Genomic DNA, 17,460 nt, shown 5'->3' on the forward strand with positions numbered 1-17,460 from the left:
GTTTTGTCTCGCGGTCGGATGGCAGTGAACAGGTGATTCGTTCATTGTTTTCAGGTGGGTTTCACCCGTTGATTTGTTGCATGTTTGTTGCTGCTGATCGTTGTCTTTTTACGTTTTTAGTCACCGAGAGTTCATGCGTCGCGTTCGAAAAACTACTCTGGCCTGTCTGCTTGCCATCGCTCAAGTCGCGATGCCTTTGCCGGTCGTCTACGCTCAGGCGCAGGCCACTAATGACAAGGTGAGTTTGAATTTTGTCGATACGGATATCCCTGCCGTATTGCGTGCCTTGTCGTTGTTCACGCAACGCAATTATCTGGTGGATCCACGCGTCAAGGGTAAGTTGACGCTGGTGTCGGACCGCCCCGTTGATCGCGCGACCGCGCTGAATATGTTGGCGGGTTCCTTGCGCATGCAGGGGTATGCGATTGTGGAGGTCGACGGCGTGACGCGTGTGGTGCCGGAGTCCGATGCCAAACTGCAGGGCAGTCCGGTCGTCACCGATGCGCTGCGCCGCACGGGTGCGCCTGCGCCAGTGTCGGTGGCCGAGTTTGCGCGTGGGGCGCAACGCAGTGAGATCGTGACGCGTGTGTTTTCGTTGAAATACGAGAACGCTGCGAATCTGTTGCCGGTGCTGCGCCCGTTGGTGCCGCCCAACAACCCGATCAATGCTTATCCCGGCAACAATACGCTGGTCGTGACGGATTACGCGGACAATCTGGACCGCATCGCTCAGGTGATCGCGCGTGTGGATGTACCCAGTGCGATCGATACGGATGTCGTGGCCGTGCGATACGGGGTGGCCAGCGATCTGGCGTCGCTGGCGACACAGTTGCTGGATGCGCAGAACAGCGATCAAACGCAGCGTATATCCATGGTGGCGGACCCGCGTACCAATAGCGTATTGATTCGCTCTGGCAGCCCGGCGCGTACTAAATTGGCACGCGATCTGATCAATAAGCTGGATTCGGAGCAATCCCGGCCCGGCAATCTGCACGTGGTGTATCTGCGCAACGCGCAGGCAGCGCGCCTGGCCGAAGTGCTGGGTGGGTTGCTGAACAGTCAGTCTTTGAATGCGGCGAATGCCGCCAATGCGATGGCAGGTCAGACGACGGCGCCGGGCAACAACACCGGCACTAGCAGCAATCGCAATACCTCATCGCGTAATACGTCGTTGAACCGTAGTTCGACCGGTAGCGGCTCCAGCAGTTCGTCTGGCAACTCGCTGAGCATGGAACAGATTGAGCGCGATACGAGCTCATCTCAGGCCGTGTCGTATTCCGGCGGGGGCGCTACGATCCAAGCGGATCCGTCGACCAATACCCTCATCATTTCGGCGCCCGAGCCGCTGTACCGCAGCCTGCGCGAAGTGATCGATCAATTGGATCAGCGTCGCGCGCAGGTGCTGGTGGAAAGCTTGATTGTCGAAGTCAACGACGAGGCGGCGGCAGAGTTCGGTATCCAATGGATGACGGGCAGCGGCAATCTGAACGATGGCAGCGGCTTTGTCGGCGGGACAAACCTCGGCGGCAGCGGTATCGGCACATCGTCTACGGGCGCTACGACGATTGACCAGTTGGCAGGCGGTCTCACGCTGGGGGTGGTCAAGGGCACTGTGGATGTATTGGGCAATGAGATCATCAATCTGGGTGTATTGGCGCGGGCACTGAACGATACAGGCAAAGCCAATATCCTCTCTACGCCGAATCTGCTGACCTTGGACAACGAGTCTGCCAGCATTTTGGTCGGACAGACCGTGCCGTTCGTGACGGGGCAATATGTGACCTCCGGCAGTGACGGCAGCAGCAATCCGTTTCAAACGATCGAACGCGAGGATGTCGGCCTGAAACTGAATATCCGCCCGCAGATTTCCGAAGGTGGCACGGTGAAGCTGGATATTTACCAAGAGGTCAGCAGCATTGACCAGGCGAGCTCCAGCGAGACCACGGGCATCGTCACGAACAAGCGTGCCATCGATACCAGCGTGCTGGTCGATGACGGCCAGATCATAGTGTTGGGAGGCTTGCTGGAGGATAGCGTCACGACGACGACCAGCGCCGTGCCGGGCTTGAGCGAGATTCCCATACTGGGGGCATTGTTCCGCTACGACTCGCGGGCGCGCACCAAAAAGAATCTGATGGTGTTCTTGCGGCCTTATGTGGTGCGTGACAAGCGCGACAGCGCGAATGTGACGGTGAATCGCTATGACTATATGCGCCGTTTGCAGAGCCAGGCGCAACCCGGCAAACATTGGCTCCTGCCTGATATGCAAGCGCCGTTATTGCCGCCGGCGAATGTACCGGCGGTGGGTGGCGCTGATTACGACATGCGCCCGGAAGCGCTGGCCACCACGATGCGCCGTGAGCCGCCGACAACGGTGCAGACGTTTGCCGTGCGTCAGTTTCCGCAGCCATTTGGGGGCTCGGATCCGAGCTTGCCTATTCGGGCGAGCCTGCCCTTGGGCGTCAGTATCGCGACGGATCCTTCGGCACTCTATGCAGAAAAGGAATCGAACACGACGGTTCTGCAATTTGCTTCTGTCCAGGACGAGGCCGAAGCGAAGCGTATTGTGCAGCGTGTGCGCACCAGTGGCCTGAATGCTTATTCCCAGGTAGGGCCCGGCGGGCAGGGATACGTGGTACGTACGGAATTGGCACGCGATGCGACGACGGTCGATACTGCTGTTGCACTGTTGAAGGAACTGGGTTTCCGTCCCGAGCTGGTGACACATCTGTGAACGCCTATCCCTTGCCTTACAGTTGGGCCCGCGCGCAGCGCGCGGTGCTGCTATTGCGGCCAGGAGCGTCGAAACTGACGACGAGTCCGCGTACGCCATCGTGGGCCATACGCGAGATCCTGCGTTGTCACGGTGAAGTGCCGGTGACCGAGGTGTCGGACGATGCCCTGGAGACCTTGTTGAATGCGGCTTACAGCGATACCGCCGATGCGGCCTCGGTGATGGGCGTGGCGGAAAACGAGATCGATCTGGACCGTCTGATGCAGGATATTCCAGAGGTCGCCGATCTGCTGGAAACCCAGGACGATGCGCCCGTCATCCGCATGATCAATGCCTTGTTTGCGCAGGCGGCACGTGACGGTGCGAGCGATATGCACATCGAGCCTTATGAGACGCATTCGGTGGTGCGTTACCGCGTAGATGGTGTTCTGCGCGATGTCGTCAGTCCGCGCAAGGCGCTGCATTCGGCGCTGATCTCGCGTATCAAGATCATGGCGCATCTTGATATCGCGGAAAAGCGTTTGCCGCAGGATGGCCGTATTGCGTTGCGTGTAGGCGGGCGTCCGATTGATGTGCGGGTGTCGACCTTGCCGACCGGGCACGGCGAACGCGCGGTGTTGCGTCTGCTGGATAAAGAGGCCGGCCGTCTGCAGCTGGAAAAGCTGGGGATGAGCCCATCGGTGTTGGCGCAGTTGGATCACCTGATCCGCCAGCCGCACGGTATTGTGTTGGTGACAGGGCCGACGGGTAGCGGTAAAACGACGACCTTGTATGCGGCCCTGGCGCGGCTGGATGCCTCGACGAGCAATATTCTGACTGTGGAGGATCCCATCGAATATGACTTACCCGGCATCAGCCAGACGCCAGTCAACGCCAAGATCGATATGACATTCGCGCTGGCGCTGCGCGCGATTTTGCGCCAGGACCCGGATGTGATCATGATCGGTGAAATCCGGGATCTGGAAACAGCACAGATCGCGGTGCAGGCGTCATTGACCGGGCACTTGGTGCTGGCGACGCTGCATACGAACGACGCGACGTCCGCGGTGACGCGTCTGGTCGATATGGGCGTCGAGCCGTTTTTGCTGGCATCGTCGTTGCTAGGGGTGTTGGCACAGCGTTTGATACGCAAGCTGTGCCCGGAATGTCGCGCTGCCGAGACCCTGCCCGATGGAAAGGTGGTGTATCGGCCGGTTGGTTGCGAGGCATGCAATCACACTGGGTACAGCGGACGGTCCGGGATTCACGAACTGTTCACCGTGGATGAAGACGTACGCCGTTTGATTCACGAAGGGCGTGATGAGCAGGCCATACGCAAGCAGGCCTTATGCAATGGAATGCGGACACTGCGCGACGACGGACAGCGCTGGGTGGATGCGGGAGCCACGTCGCCAGAGGAAATCTTGCGCGTGACCCGAGAGTCATAATCGGCATGGCGCGTGCACGTTGCGAGTGATGCGCCACAACGTGCAGGGCTGGACGGCAGACGGCCGAGGGCGTGAGGGTCAACTCATGCGCGGTTGCAGTTTGGGCGTGTCAGCGACGCGCGCCAAACTCAGATAAACCTGTTCGGTCTGCCGGGAGAAGGCTTCGACGCTGAATTCCTCAACGCTTTTGCGCCGTGCTGCCCGGCCCATGGCTTTCAGGCTGGCAGGGTCTTGCAACACGCCCCGCATCACGTCGGCCACGGCCTGCGGGTCGCGGCGAGGCACAATCCAGCCGTCGTGGCCGGGCGTAATATTTTCCGGCAAACCGGCCTGGTCCGACACGATGACGGGCAAGCCCATGGCCATCATCTCGCGGCAGGCAAATGAAATGGTTTCGACCCGATACGACAGGACAAAGCCTAGGTCCAGTGCCGCCAGGAAAGGCCGTACATCATCCAGCGGTCCAGTAAAAATGACGCGATCCGCCAGCCCTGTTGCCTGTAATGCCTGCATCTGCTCGGCATTCGGATAGGCGCCCGCCAGCGCTACGTATACGCCTCGAGCCTGTTCTCCTAGTGAGGCGAGGCCATTCACCATGTCCATCCAGCCTTTGTAATCATTGGTGCCGGCATTGCTGCCCACCAGCAATCGGCAATCGGCTGCGCGCGAGCCCAGCAGGCCCAGCCGGGCGGCGTGTGTCGCGTCTGTGGACCAGGGTTGAAAGCGTTGTCCACATACGCCATTGGCAATGATGCTGATAGGCAGACGCGCATAAGGTGACTGGCGCAGCATGGGCTCGATATAGCGGCATACGCCGATCACATGGTCAGTGCAGAGGCGGGCACGCCACGCTGCGCCGATGGCCGAAATGGGCAGGTCGTTATGTTTGGTGAAGACGACGCGAGGTCGCTTGTGGCCTAAACCAGCGCAGGCTTGCATCACGGTACGGTGATCGGCCGAACCGTTGACGTGAATAACGTCGATCTGCTGTTCTCGAATAACGCGTCGCAGTTGCCGGGCGGCACGCAGGCGTTTGAAAAAGCGGCTGGGATATTCTTGTGAAATGACTCGCACATTCGCTATATCGCCCGCCATGCGCGCCAGGCCGCAGCCATCAGGGACCGCGACCATGAGATTGTGGTGTGAAGCCAGCGCGCGCAGCAGCGAGAGGATATAGATCGAATGACCACCGATGGTCGCCGCGGCATGGAAATTCGTGTACAGGATATTCATGGGAATTGCCAAAACGCCGCAGGGGGAAACGTATCTTGAAACTGAATCGTAGAGATAATGGTTGCGCCAATAAAGACGTCTATTGGCAAGTTGCTTGCCATTTCGTCACGAATGGATGCCCGTATTCGAGCAATGACTTTTGTGTGGGCAGGGGTGCTATCCTGCCGGCGCAATCGAGCCCGCCTTGAACGTATCTGAAGGACTTCAGGCTAGCATTGTGCGCTGTGGCATATGTGGAGTTTTACAGCTCCTAACACACGTTTTTTTTCGACAGGAAAATGCTTCTCATCGCCGTTGCTGCCGCGCGAATGATTGTTACATGTAAAAGACACGCTCGAGCTATCGACGCTGCTGGCGACTCAACGCGGCGTGCCAAACCGGCTTTGGCCCTTGGTGACGGGGCCCAACGCGCTGAGCAGCCCGGTCAGTGCGGCGCGTTGCGCATCGGTGGCATTGTCGGCGGGCTCTGCCGTGCCTTGCAGGCGGATACGGCCTTTTTGCCATTGACCCTGGCCGTTGATGACGAGAGCCCCGGAATCTGTGCTCAAAGTGAACTGAGCATTGCCGTCTTTGGCGTTGACCTGCAAGCGATAGTCGCCGAGAGGACGTACGTGAGATAGTGCGGACCCGGCTTGTGTCCAGCGACCGGTAGCGAGGTTGCCGCTTTGGGGCAGGTGACCCACGATAAAGCTTTGCCATTCGAGGCTGATCTGGCCTGCGGGGACAATCGTGTTCAGCGGCGCGCCGAACGCGGTCAGGACGCTGGCGGGCGCGCGCAGGTTCTGGGCAGAGACCTTCAGTCCCGACCAGCTGGGCTGGACGCGGACAGGTCCGCGCAGCCACGGATGGGAAATCTCCAGCGCCCCGTTATTCCATTGCCAGTTGACAGGTTGCGGCAGCAGATAGCGTGCGCCATCAGGTCCGAGCGCGATTTGCGCACTGCCACGCCACACGGTGCCGCCGGCGTCAGCAATGGCGGCCATCGCGTTATCAGGCAAAGCCAGCATCAGCCAGCGTGCGGGCAGGACGAATAGCGCAGCGACGATGGCGCTGCAGAGCGCCAGAATGGTCAACGGCACCGAGACGAATGAAGGTAGTGACAGGCGCATCAGGAAAGGTTTGATCGGGGGATGTCCGTGGTACGGGAACGGAAACGGGTTCAAATCACGTGCGCGGTCTGCACACGTCTGTGAGCGTCAACAGTGACGACGTCAAGCATGTGGCACGACGCGTCGGTGTGATGTGATCTGGGCTAGAGGCCTCACGATGGCGAAGCCGGCAGCAATATCAATGTGCCACTCAGGCGGCCTGGCAGGCGGCGGCCTGTGGCGTGCAGGGCACGCGTGAGTTCGGCTTTGACCGCAGACAGGCGCCAATCGCGGGCGGAGGTGTCCAGCCAGCGGAATAGCGCGGATGAGGACGCCTCGTTCAGTGTCAGCGTGATGGCCTGGCGAGTGGCCAGATCCTGGCTGCTGTAGGTTTGCGAGGTTTGGCCATTGCTGGTGCTTAACACCGAGGCGGCTGGCGCCTCGGACAAGGACCAGCTCTCTTCGTTCAACCCTTCGCGTTTGAGGCTGTTGCCGAGCTCCTCAATCGAAGGGGCGCCGTCGCTGGCGCCGTGGCTGCCTTGGCGTCTCAGGGCACGGACCTGCGCCGTCAGGTCGGATACGGCGGCGGCTTGTGTGCGCAGTTCCGGTAGCTGTTGTCGGGCGCGTGTCATGGTCGACCAGGCTGGCTCGATCAGGACCAGAAAAATCAGAGCGATGCCGATCACGCCACCGGCCATTGCCAGCAATTGTTGCTCGCGACGCGGGCGGTGCCGATACCAGGATTCAGCTCTGCCATACCAGGCCGAGCCTCGGCGGACCCAGGGGGCCACGGAGTTACGCAGGGAATCGGAAAAGCTCATGGGTCGGCTCGAGTAATGCGCCAGGCGCCTTTGTCGTCGCGCTCTACGCGCGCGCCCAAGGCAGAGGCGCGTTGCAAAATGGCAGCGGTATCGGCCACGCGGTCCGCCGCAGTGGTCTTTGCGTCGCCGGTCCGGGCGTTTGGGGCTGAGGCCGGACCCGCGGATTCCGGCGAGGCTGCTTTAACGTTGGGTGTCGCAGTCTTGCCCAGTTCGTTCGCGGGCGGCGATCCCGATTCGCTCTGACCGCTGTCTTGCGAGCCGTCGCTCAACCTCAATGTCAGCACGTCATTCTGGTAGACCAGCAGATCTACCGCATCCGCGGCAAACGGCAAGACCTGGGCGGCAACACGGGCCAGCGACAATAGGTCTTTGCCCGAAGTGTCTCCCTGTCCAGTACGCAGGGCGTCGCGGCCTTGTTGTGCTTGGCGCAAGGGGTCCAGCACAACAGGAATGTCAGGGAATGCGTCGCGCACGTCGCGCTCCATGTGTTGCCGTAGTTGTTCTGTCTCGCGCTGGAGTTGAGCGGCATGAATGTTCAGGCCGACAATCCAGATCAGTGCCGCGCCTGCGATCCATGCCGCGGCGCCGCGCCAGCGCGAGGGTTGCCGCGGCGCCAACTGTGGGATGGCCAGAGACCATCCGGGGTTAGACGCTTGCCAACGGGGATCCTCGATGTTGTGCAGAGGCGCCGCCTGATCGATGCACGGTTGGTCTGACCAGATTTGCAAGGGATAAAACGCCTGCACGGACAAGCCGGCAGCGGACAAGCGCTGCCACGCGCTGCGCAGGGCTTCGCGTGGCGTCCAGGCGACGATGGCCGTGCCGTCTTCTGCGCGTTTGCTGTGGCCTATCGCCAATCCATCCATATCCCCCAATACCAGGCCTTCCAGGATGCCCCGCACCGCGGCGGCATAACGATTGGCGGGGACAGCGGGGACGTTGATCATGGCGACGATCACGTCATCCGGATGCAAGACCACCTGGGTACGTGCCTGGGCAAATGCCGCAGCAAGTTCCGTTGCGGGTAAACCGCCGCCACGCGCAACCCGGCCTTGCCGGTCGAGCCAGGCATAAGCCAAAGGCGTACTGTCCGTCCATTCCGCCAAGGGGGGCAGGGCGATACGTAGCGTGTTCTTTACCGGCGGGCGTGACGGCGTGGTTACGGTGTTTCTCTTATCCATACGGTTTTCGGTGTGCTGTCTGCCGACATATTCAACAGCGCCTGCATGCTGACGCGTGAGCGCAGATAGGCCACGGTGCCATTGGCAATGAACCAATTGCTGCCGGTGGTCACGGGAGGAATTTCCACGGCATCGCCATAGCTGCTCAAACGATTAGTGAAGTCTGCGCTGTTGTTGAACCAGGCGCCGCGGTCGCGTTCGCCGGTGATGCTGCGGGCCTGCGCGAGCGTCAAGCCGGTCACGATTGCCGCAATGACCTCGGGCTCGGCAGTGTTGACGTTGACCTCGGTGGCCTCGGGCAATACGGTAAGCGTACGGCGCAGGGTCTGCAGCGCTCTATCGTCGATACGCAATAGCGCGGCCATATCGTCAATGCCGCGTGATTGCGGCGCGCGCGCACCGCTGCTGGTTTCGTCGGCCGGTGCCGGGCCCGCCGCAACTTTTCGGCTTTGCGTCAGCGCAATTTGCGTGGCCATCTGGCGTGCCAGGGTGTTGGGCAGGCCCAGCATGTCGAGCAGTCGCGCCAGGACCTCGATCTGTGTTTCATCCACGATGCCTTGCTTGGCCAGGTTGTACAGGTTGTATTTACCTTGCTCGTCCTGGATGTTGCCGGCAAAGACCGCATCCTCGCCCGTCTGTTCGCCATCGATGCGTGTGTCCTGGACGGGAGTTGCCCATAGCTGGTCCCGCCTGACGGTGGATTCGGCCCGGGCGTTATCGCGTAGGATCAGACGCGACCAATCTATGCCGCCCAATAGCAGCCATCGAGCCTGAATGCGGGCCTGTTCGTTTTCGATCTGGCGTATGGCTGACGTCTGGCGCAGAAACAGGCCGCTGGTCAGCGCAGCCACGATGGCTACGACAATCAGGGCGCTGACGACAGCCATGCCTCGCTGTTCGCGGGGGGGGCGGGATGTTGCCAATACCGCTGGCGCACAGCTTGGGCGGATGCGGGCCGTTCTCATGACAGCACCACAATTCGGGTATAGCGTTCTTTCTGATTGCCGCGTTGACGCTCGATGGCGATTTCCAGGCCTGCGGCACGGGCCGTGGCGGGTTGCAACGGGTTGATCCAGCCTTGTCCGGTCAACCACGCGCGCACATCCAGGCGGCTGACGCCGGGCATGATCAGAACGCCCTGATCGGGTTCTGGCAATGGATAACTCGAGCCGGGCGCGCCGCTATAGCGCCATAAGCCATCGGGCCGCAGGCGCCACATGACGCGTTGCCACAAGCCGTTTTCCGGTGTGGCGCGGATCAGATTCAGCAGCACGGCGCCAGAGGACTGCGTGATATCAATGCCCGGAGGCAGCAGTGTGGTGCTGCTTGGCGTGGCGGTGCCCGTGTCTGTACCGTCGGAACTGCCGGACGTGCTGGATGTCGTGCCCGCAGGTGCGCCCGCATAGGCGCGATTCAAATCGCGTTCGATTTGCCCGAGCGTGCGCAAGACGGTGGCTTGGTCAGCGGATTCTTCGCCCAGCCAATCGCGCGCGTTCGATACTTGTTCCAGGCCTTTCCAGGATAGCAGGCTGACCAGCGCCATCAGGGCGATGGCGATCAGGACTTCGATGAGCGTGAAGCCTTGCTGTGCGGTGCGCGGGAGCACGGGTGTGATGCGACGCGCGCCTGGATGTCTATTCGATCCCGCCGGTCTGCTAGAACAGGTGCACATTATCTAACCTGCGACAAGAGGCCGCTCAACTGCGTCAGTGTCACGCCATCGCGGTCTGCGTCATTCACCCGGACTGTGACTTGGCGGAAATTGCGGTTCATTGAATTGCGGATTTCGATTTCGCAGCGCAATGCGACATTGCCTTGAGGGCAGGGGCGTGTCTGTGTACCGGCGCGCGGGAATGTGCGCTCCAGGCGCAATTGCGCCAGCGTGTTTTCAGCAGCCAGCAGCGCCAGTGTCTTGCCTCGGATAGCGCGGCTGTTATCGAGCATGACCTGCGTGGCCCGCAGCGCGGCACCCATGGCGACGGCGATGATGGCCAACGCCACCAGGACTTCGATCAGCGTGAAACCTTGCTCGGCAGCTCTCGAGGCGCGGGAATGCTGGCCGCCGGATAGCCGGCCGCCGGAACGCCGGCCGCCGCATGCACGCGGCTGCGGTGGCGGTTTCGCGGGATGGCGAACATGGGGCCGAGCAAGGCCATCAGGAAACGGTTTAATTAATGGCATATCCGCCTGCCGCGTCGCGTTCGATACGCACGGTGTCTCCTTTGATGGAGAGCTCCAGTACGATGGGATCGGCAATCCACTCGGTACCGAAAACGACTGGCCGATTGGGTGAAAGCTGTAGGGCCACGGGTGGCGAGCGCCATGTCTGAGGGCGCAGACTCTGATCGTCATCGAAGCGATCGGGCTTGAGGGGGCCATCGTCCTGTGCCGACAGACGTTCTGATCGACCCTGCCGCTCGAACGACCAGCCTTGCTCGTCCGCAGACCAGCGAATCGTGCGGCCATCGCTGCGGGCTTCGCTTTGCGCGACAGAAAAAGCATCGACCAGACGTTCCGCGTCAGCGCGCAGCGTCCGATCTGACGAGGAGGCCACTGACAAGCTGACCATCGAGGCCGCGATGGCGATGATCACCACCACGACCAGCATTTCGATCAGGGTAAAGCCGCCCTCAGAGTTCCCACGAGCCGATGTCCGCATCGTCTTGCTCTCCGCCTGGCTTGTTGTCGGGGCCAAACGAGAACACATCGATTTCGCCTTTAACGCCGGGGTTCAGGTATTGATAGGGATGGCCCCACGGGTCGTTGGGCATGCGGTCCAGATAGGGCCGCCAATTGCGCGCGCCATCCGGGCGTTGCACCAGGGCCTGCAGCCCTTGAGCGGTAGAGGGATAACGGCCGTTGTCCAGGCGGTAGAGTTTCAAGGCCTGCATCAGGCCATTGATGTCTTGTCTGGCCGCGACGCGTCGCGCCTGGTCCGGGCGATCCAGCACGCGGGGGACGACGAGCGCGGCCAGAATGCCCATGATCACCACGACCACCATGATCTCGATCAGGGTGAAACCTTGCTGCCGGGCACGCGGGCGCTGAAACTGAGGCACGAACTATTCTCCGCTCATTCAATGAAAAACCATATGAAGGCGGCAATGATGCGTCAGAAATATGACAGTAATACTTCCAGGGCGAAAACAATGAGCCTGCACCGTGCCGGTCGCCTTGGCGCGCCCAGGGAATGTCGCAAGCGCAGGGCAGATACGTTCCGCAGACGGACGTTGACACAAAGCGTCTGGAGCGCGCTATAGTGCTGCGTAGCTTTTGTTACGTTATGGTATGAGGCAGGACAAAAGTTTACAGCGCTACTTCTCTGGGTCTACTTTCCGCAAAGGAAAAGCAATGAAAATCAATAATCCAGTGCGTGCAATGTGTTTGGGGATATTGGCTGCTTTCTTGGTCTCTGGCTGTGCGACGCGGTCCGCGCCTAAAGAGTCGGGCTTCTTGCCGGATTACAGCCGCCTGCACCAGGAAACCACCCCCGATGGCGGCACCCGGCAGGTCTATGTGAATCCCGCGTTTACCCCGGCACGCTACAAAGCGGTATGGCTTGACACTGTTAAGTATTACCCGGAGCCCAAGGCCACCGAAGATGTGTCGATGGAAACGTTGACCCAGATCCGCAATACGATCGACCAATCGCTGCGCAGCAAGATCGGGCAGCAGGTCCGTCTGGTAGACCGCGCGGGCCCTGGCGTCGCGCACGTGCGTATCGCCATTACCGCGGTCGGGGCAGAACAACAAGCGCTGAAGGCTTACCAATACATTCCGATCGGCCTGGTGTTGACCGGCGCCAAAGCCGCCCTGGATGGTGGACTGCCGCGTGATGCGACGATTGCCATCGAGACGCTCGTGACAGATAGCATGTCAGGCGAAATGTTGTATGCCGCCGTGCGCGGGGGCACAGGCGAACGGATTACGAGCGCCAGCCAGGGCAAGGGCGGGGTTCAGGCGGCCGACTTGCAGCCGCTGATCAATGAATGGGCCACCGGCGCTGCCCGCGAAGTCCGGAAATACGTCAAAGGGAAATAACCTGCAGCGCGCGGCGATCAGGGCTGCAGCAATATCCAGATGCCAGCCGTGCGGGAGAGGTGAGCCGATCTAGGGGACGGCCACAATTCCCGCCGGAACGGCGGATAGCTTGGGCGCCGCGACGCGCAAGCGCGTCCCGTTGCGGTCCAGTTCGACGCCGCTGGTCGAGACTTCGACCAGCGACAACCCCGGTGCGATCTCGGCACCGATGCGATAGGCCCGGGCCGGCGCGCCATCTACGCTCAATACGGCAGAGCCTTGCGGTCCCGCGGCAATCAGGCCCAATACCGTAATCTGCGTGTCCAGTACGCCATCGGTGCCGAACAGCATCGCCACAGAGCGTGTGTCCGATACCGGGGCGTTGCTGGTGTTGAGGGCGGGGGGCAAATCGGTAGGCGCAGGCGCCAACAATATTGCGCTCCAGAGTCCCACACCCGCCGCGGCGGCGGCAATCGCCAGAACGCGTACGGCGCGTGGGGCAGAGGGCAGCGTAAAGGTCGGGCGCAGGCGCATAAAGCAGATGATATCGCTGGGACGAAAGCGTGGACCCTAACGTAAATTTATGACAGCAGTATGTGTGACGCCGGCAACCAGGATCAACCTGTCTGGGCATGTGCCTTCATCTGGAATATCTCCAGGCTTTGCGTGCAGATTTCGTGGGTGATGTGCTGGCGGACGTGATCGCGGCGTTCCACCATGCCGATGCTGCGGGTAGGGTGTCCCAATTCATCCGGCAGAGACACGATGCGCAGGTCCTGGCTGCTTTGCCAGTTCGATCCGTTCAACAGGGGCAGCAGGGTCACGCCCACCTCTTGGCGCACCAGTTCGACCAGCGTCTCGATCGCGTTCAGCTCCAGAAACTCGTCAGAGGCGACGCCCAGGCGTCGCAACAGGCGGTCAATCTGCCGGCCAGTGCGCTGGGTGCGATCAAAGCGCAGAAAAGGATTGGCCGCCAGCACGGCGTGCGCTGTTTGTTCCTGCACGGACGCAGGTGCCACGATGACCAGCGGCTCTTCGTAAAGCGGAGTCCAGTGCAGGCTGGCGACCTTGCGGTTGCTCTCGACGACAAAGGCCGCATCGAGCTCGCCGGCCTCGACCTTGCTGGCGAGCTCGCTGGCTTTGCCCGATAGTACGCGGACATCCAGCGCGGGGTGCTGGCGTTTGAGCTGAGAGACCACTTTGGACAGTGTCCCCATGCACGACACGATCGCGCCGATGGAGACGGCACCCGCCAGCTTGCCCGGGGCCGAACGAGGCAGCTTCAGGCGATCGTACATGTCGACCAACTGCTTGATATCCGGCAGCAGCTCGCGTCCGGCCGCGTTCAAAATAGCCAGCCGGCCGGTACGGTCGAACAATTCCCGTCCCAGTTCGGCCTCAATGGCGCGCATCTGAAAGCTGATGGCCGCCTGCGTCAGGGCGACCTGCTCGGCAGCCTCGGAAAACGAGCCATGGTGGGCGACAGCCAGGAAGCTGCGCAGGAAGCGAATGCTACTCATAAAAATATTTTTTACGAGAAAATAATTATTCAAATTGATTTAATTAAATCACAAGAGTAACTTCAATTGTTTTGGTTGGCGCGTTGCGCTGGTGCACGTGTCGGCCATGCAGTCCGGTTTGTGTATCTATCTCCCAGGTTTCTTTTTCGAGTCCCCGCGCCATGAAAACCTTTGATTGGAATAACCCGTATCCCTCCTACCGCATCCCTCAGTTTGCGCGCAATGTCGTCTCTACGTCGCATCCGCTGGCTGCGCAGGCGGGGCTGCGCATGCTGCTAAAGGGCGGCAATGCTATCGACGCTGCGATTGCAGCTGCTGCGACGATTACGCTGGTTGAACCCGTTTCCAACGGTCTGGGCAGCGATTGCTTTGCCATCCTGTGGGACGGGAAGGAATTGCACGGATTGAATTCCTCCGGTGTGGCGCCTGCCGCCTGGAACGTCGAATATTTCAAGGCCAAATATGGTACGGACGCCAACGGTCTGGCCATTCAACCCAAGCGCGGCTGGGACGCGGTGACCGTGCCGGGCGTAGTGGCCGGCTGGGCGGCATTGCATGAAAAGTTCGGCAAGCTGCCTTTTGCCGATTTGTTCGAGCCCGCCATCGAGATCGCCGAGCGCGGTTACGCCGTGCCACCGGTTGTGGCGCACAAATGGGCCGCCGCCGCCGACGAGTTGCGGGACCAGCCGGGCTACGCCCAGGTCTTCCTGCCCAACGGCCGCGCACCGAAGCCGGGCGAGCATTTCCGTATTCCTGATGCGGCCTACACGCTGCGCCGTATTGCTGCCAGCGGCGGCCGTGACTACTACGAGGGCGAAATCGCCGAGAAAATCGCTGCGTTTGCCAAGGAATGCGGCGGCGCGATGACGCTGGACGATCTGCGCAACTACAAGCCGGACTGGGTCAAACCGATCTCCAAGTCGTACCGCGGCTACGAGCTGCACGAAATCCCGCCGAACGGGCAGGGGATCGCCGCCTTGATGGCGCTGGGCATTTGCGAACATTTCGACCTGGCCAATATGAAGGTCGATTCGATCGAATCGCAGCACGTCCAGATCGAAGCCATGAAGCTGGCGTTCTCGGACCTGTACCGCTATGTGTCCGACCCGCGCAGCATGGACGTCACGCCCGAACAGATGCTGTCTGACGCCTATCTGCAAAGCCGCGCCAAGCTGATCCGCCTGGATCGCGCCACGCAATTCGAAGCCGGCCGCCCGCATGCTGGCGGCACGATCTATCTGACGGCGGCCGATGAAAGCGGCATGATGATCTCGTTCATCCAATCGAACTACATGGGCTTTGGCTCGGGCGTGGTTGTGCCGGGCACCGGGATCAGCCTGCAGAACCGCGGCGTCGGTTTCTCGATGGATCCGAAATCGCCCAACGTGGTCGAGGGTGGCAAACGGCCTTTCCACACGATCATTCCTGGATTCCTCACGCGCGGCGGCAAGCCCGTGATGAGCTTTGGCGTGATGGGCGGCGATATGCAACCGCAAGGCCATCTGCAAACCGTCGTGCGCATGCTGGACTACCACCAGCAACCGCAGGCCGCGTGCGACGCGCCGCGCTGGAAGGTCAACCGCGATTTCACGCTGGATATCGAGTCCAGCATGAACCGGGCGACCGTCGAGGGCTTGCAGGCATTGGGCCATGCGCTGAAGTCGGTGGACGATCCCTATATGGACTTTGGCGCGGGCCAGTTCATCTGGCGCATGCACGAAAGCGACAACGAACTGGGCTATGTCGCGGCCAGCGATCCCCGACGTGACGGTCAAGCCGTCGGCTTCTAAGTCAAAATAACAGTAATGCATCCAACACCGGAGCCCCATGACAGGCTCCGGTTTGGTGTCTACAACACGTATACAAGGGAAAGAACCATGAAGCGTAAGACCTTCAAGCTTGGACTGTGTGCAACCCTATTGGCCGTGGCCTCAGGCGCGGCCGTCGCGCAGGAAATGCGCATCGGTTTGCAAGAAGATCCCGACGTGCTGGATCCGCATCGCGCTCGTACTTATGTGGGGCGTATTGTTTTCACGTCCTTGTGCGACAAACTGGTGGACGTCAACGAAAAACTGCAGTTCGTGCCCCAATTGGCCGAGTCGTGGTCATGGAACGACGACAATACCCAGCTGACGTTCAAACTGCGCTCGGACGCGGTATTCCACGACGGAACCAAGTTCGACGCGGCGGCGGCCAAGGCAAACATCGAGCGCGCCTTGTCCCTGCAGGACAGCATGCGCAAGAGCGAGCTGGCCTCTGTGGAGTCGGTCGACGCCCCTGACGCACAGACGTTGGTGCTGAAATTGAAAAAGCCCGACGCAACCTTGCTGGCGTCGTTGTCGGACCGTGCGGGCATGATGTTGTCGCCCAAGACCTTTACTGACGACACTGCCGCGGTGGGACGCAACCCTGTCTGCTCGGGACCGTATAAATTTGTGCAGCGTGTGCAGAACGATCGCATCGTACTGGACAAGTTCGACCAGTATTACAACGCCAAGGACTACGCCTTCAAGCGCGTGACGTTCCTGCCGATTCCGGATTCCACCGTGCGTCTGTCCAACCTGCGTGCAGGCGGGCTGGATATTCTGGAGCGCATGAATCCCTCGGATGCCCAACAGGTCAAGAGCGATGCCTCGCTGCAATTCGCCAATGTTTCGGGGCTGGGCTATCAGCAGTTCTACTTCAACTTGGCCAATGGCAAGCGCGCCGAGACCAATCCGTTCAAGGACGCCCGCGTACGCCGCGCATTCGAGTTGTCGCTGGATCGCAATGTGATCAACGAGGTTGTGGGTGGCGGTATTTTCGATCCCGCCAATCAGCCGTTTCCGCCGGCCAGCCCATATCACAGCGACAAATTTCCGATTCCCGCCCGCGATGTGGCAAAGGCCAAGGCCCTGCTGAAAGAGGCAGGCAAGGAACAAGTCAAGGCAGAGCTGGCTTTCGGCAACAACACCACGACCTCGGCGATCGCCGAAATGGTGCAGGCCATGGCCGCCGAAGCTGGTTTCCAATTGAGCCTGCGCCCGACGGAATACGCCGCTTTGTTGAGCGAAGCGCAAAGCGGTAACTTCGAATTGTTGATGCGTGGCTGGTCAGGCCGTGTCGATCCCGATGGCAACATCCATCAGTTCGTGACATGCAAAGGCGCGTTGAACGACGGTCGCTATTGCAATCCCGAAATCGACAAACTGCTGAACGAGGCGCGCACCGTGCCTGACGAAGCCAAGCGCAAGGCCATTTACGATCAGGCCCAGAGCATTCTGCAAAACGAAACGCAATCGGTCTACATTTACTACCAACCGTGGCCGTTTGTACTGGCCAAGAAGGTACAAGGCTTCAAGCCCTATCCGGACGGCATGATCCGCCTGAAGGGCGTGACGTTTGCGCAATAAGCGCGGGTAGTCTTGCATCGCCGGATGCACGGGCCGTGCCGTCA

Annotated in this window: 16 protein-coding genes; 5 read left to right on the forward strand and 11 right to left on the reverse strand. The window is 60.7% G+C overall.

The window, feature by feature from the left end:
- The first annotated feature begins 133 nt into the window (after positions 1-133).
- Both gspD and gspE read left to right on the forward strand, forming a co-directional pair.
- On the forward strand, positions 134-2,734 hold the full coding sequence (gene gspD / locus ACYVIT_RS12100) for a type II secretion system secretin GspD (RefSeq protein WP_415806244.1): 2,601 nt from the start codon (positions 134-136) through the stop codon (positions 2,732-2,734).
- Positions 2,731-4,161 (forward strand): type II secretion system ATPase GspE, encoded by a 1,431-nt coding sequence (gene gspE, locus ACYVIT_RS12105; RefSeq protein ID WP_415806245.1) that lies wholly within the window; start codon positions 2,731-2,733, stop codon positions 4,159-4,161. The genes gspD and gspE overlap by 4 nt, the downstream gene beginning before the upstream one ends.
- A gap of 78 nt (positions 4,162-4,239) precedes the next feature.
- Here the strand turns inward: gspE and ACYVIT_RS12110 are convergent, their stop codons facing one another.
- The 9 genes from ACYVIT_RS12110 to gspG form a co-directional block, all read right to left on the reverse strand.
- The gene (locus ACYVIT_RS12110; protein ID WP_415806246.1) at positions 4,240-5,394 is read right to left on the reverse strand and encodes a glycosyltransferase; all 1,155 of its coding nucleotides are present in this window, start codon (positions 5,392-5,394) and stop codon (positions 4,240-4,242) included.
- Between the two features lie 359 nt (positions 5,395-5,753).
- Positions 5,754-6,503 (reverse strand): type II secretion system protein N, encoded by a 750-nt coding sequence (gspN, locus tag ACYVIT_RS12115; RefSeq protein WP_415806247.1) that lies wholly within the window; start codon positions 6,501-6,503, stop codon positions 5,754-5,756.
- A 152-nt stretch (positions 6,504-6,655) separates the two neighbouring features.
- Entirely contained in the window at positions 6,656-7,303 is a 648-nt protein-coding gene (gspM, locus tag ACYVIT_RS12120; protein WP_415806248.1) for a type II secretion system protein GspM, read from the reverse strand.
- Entirely contained in the window at positions 7,300-8,484 is a 1,185-nt protein-coding gene (gspL, locus tag ACYVIT_RS12125) for a type II secretion system protein GspL (RefSeq protein ID WP_415806249.1), read from the reverse strand. Before gspL ends, gspM begins: the two co-directional genes overlap by 4 nt.
- Positions 8,463-9,371, reverse strand: coding sequence for a type II secretion system minor pseudopilin GspK (gspK, locus tag ACYVIT_RS12130; protein WP_415806250.1), 909 nt, complete (start codon positions 9,369-9,371; stop codon positions 8,463-8,465). The genes gspL and gspK overlap by 22 nt, the downstream gene beginning before the upstream one ends.
- Positions 9,372-9,445: 74 nt before the next feature.
- The gene (locus ACYVIT_RS12135) at positions 9,446-10,090 is read right to left on the reverse strand and encodes a PulJ/GspJ family protein (RefSeq protein ID WP_415806251.1); all 645 of its coding nucleotides are present in this window, start codon (positions 10,088-10,090) and stop codon (positions 9,446-9,448) included.
- A 65-nt stretch (positions 10,091-10,155) separates the two neighbouring features.
- Complete coding sequence (gspI, locus tag ACYVIT_RS12140; RefSeq protein ID WP_415806252.1) at positions 10,156-10,665, reverse strand: type II secretion system minor pseudopilin GspI; 510 nt, start codon at positions 10,663-10,665, stop codon at positions 10,156-10,158.
- Entirely contained in the window at positions 10,652-11,143 is a 492-nt protein-coding gene (gspH, locus tag ACYVIT_RS12145) for a type II secretion system minor pseudopilin GspH (RefSeq protein ID WP_415806253.1), read from the reverse strand. The genes gspI and gspH overlap by 14 nt, the downstream gene beginning before the upstream one ends.
- Positions 11,115-11,543 (reverse strand): type II secretion system major pseudopilin GspG, encoded by a 429-nt coding sequence (gspG, locus tag ACYVIT_RS12150; protein WP_415806254.1) that lies wholly within the window; start codon positions 11,541-11,543, stop codon positions 11,115-11,117. The genes gspH and gspG overlap by 29 nt, the downstream gene beginning before the upstream one ends.
- 292 nt (positions 11,544-11,835) lie before the next feature.
- Between gspG and ACYVIT_RS12155 the strand changes: the two genes are divergently transcribed.
- Positions 11,836-12,525, forward strand: a complete 690-nt coding sequence (locus tag ACYVIT_RS12155; RefSeq protein ID WP_415806255.1) for a DUF3313 domain-containing protein — start codon at positions 11,836-11,838, stop codon at positions 12,523-12,525.
- Positions 12,526-12,594: 69 nt separating this feature from the next.
- Here ACYVIT_RS12155 and ACYVIT_RS12160 read toward each other — a convergent pair whose 3' ends face one another.
- Positions 12,595-13,038, reverse strand: a complete 444-nt coding sequence (locus tag ACYVIT_RS12160) for a type II secretion system protein N (RefSeq protein WP_460478202.1) — start codon at positions 13,036-13,038, stop codon at positions 12,595-12,597.
- Between the two features lie 83 nt (positions 13,039-13,121).
- Positions 13,122-14,024, reverse strand: coding sequence for a LysR substrate-binding domain-containing protein (locus ACYVIT_RS12165; protein ID WP_415806256.1), 903 nt, complete (start codon positions 14,022-14,024; stop codon positions 13,122-13,124).
- A gap of 161 nt (positions 14,025-14,185) precedes the next feature.
- On the opposite strand from ACYVIT_RS12165, the gene ggt reads away from it, so the two are divergent.
- The gene (ggt, locus tag ACYVIT_RS12170) at positions 14,186-15,814 is read left to right on the forward strand and encodes a gamma-glutamyltransferase (RefSeq protein ID WP_415806257.1); all 1,629 of its coding nucleotides are present in this window, start codon (positions 14,186-14,188) and stop codon (positions 15,812-15,814) included.
- A gap of 87 nt (positions 15,815-15,901) precedes the next feature.
- A complete protein-coding gene (locus ACYVIT_RS12175; RefSeq protein WP_415806258.1) occupies positions 15,902-17,416 on the forward strand; it encodes an ABC transporter substrate-binding protein in 1,515 nt (504 codons plus the stop codon).
- Positions 17,417-17,460 lie beyond the last annotated feature (44 nt).

It is taken from the genome of Bordetella muralis (assembly GCF_054781015.1).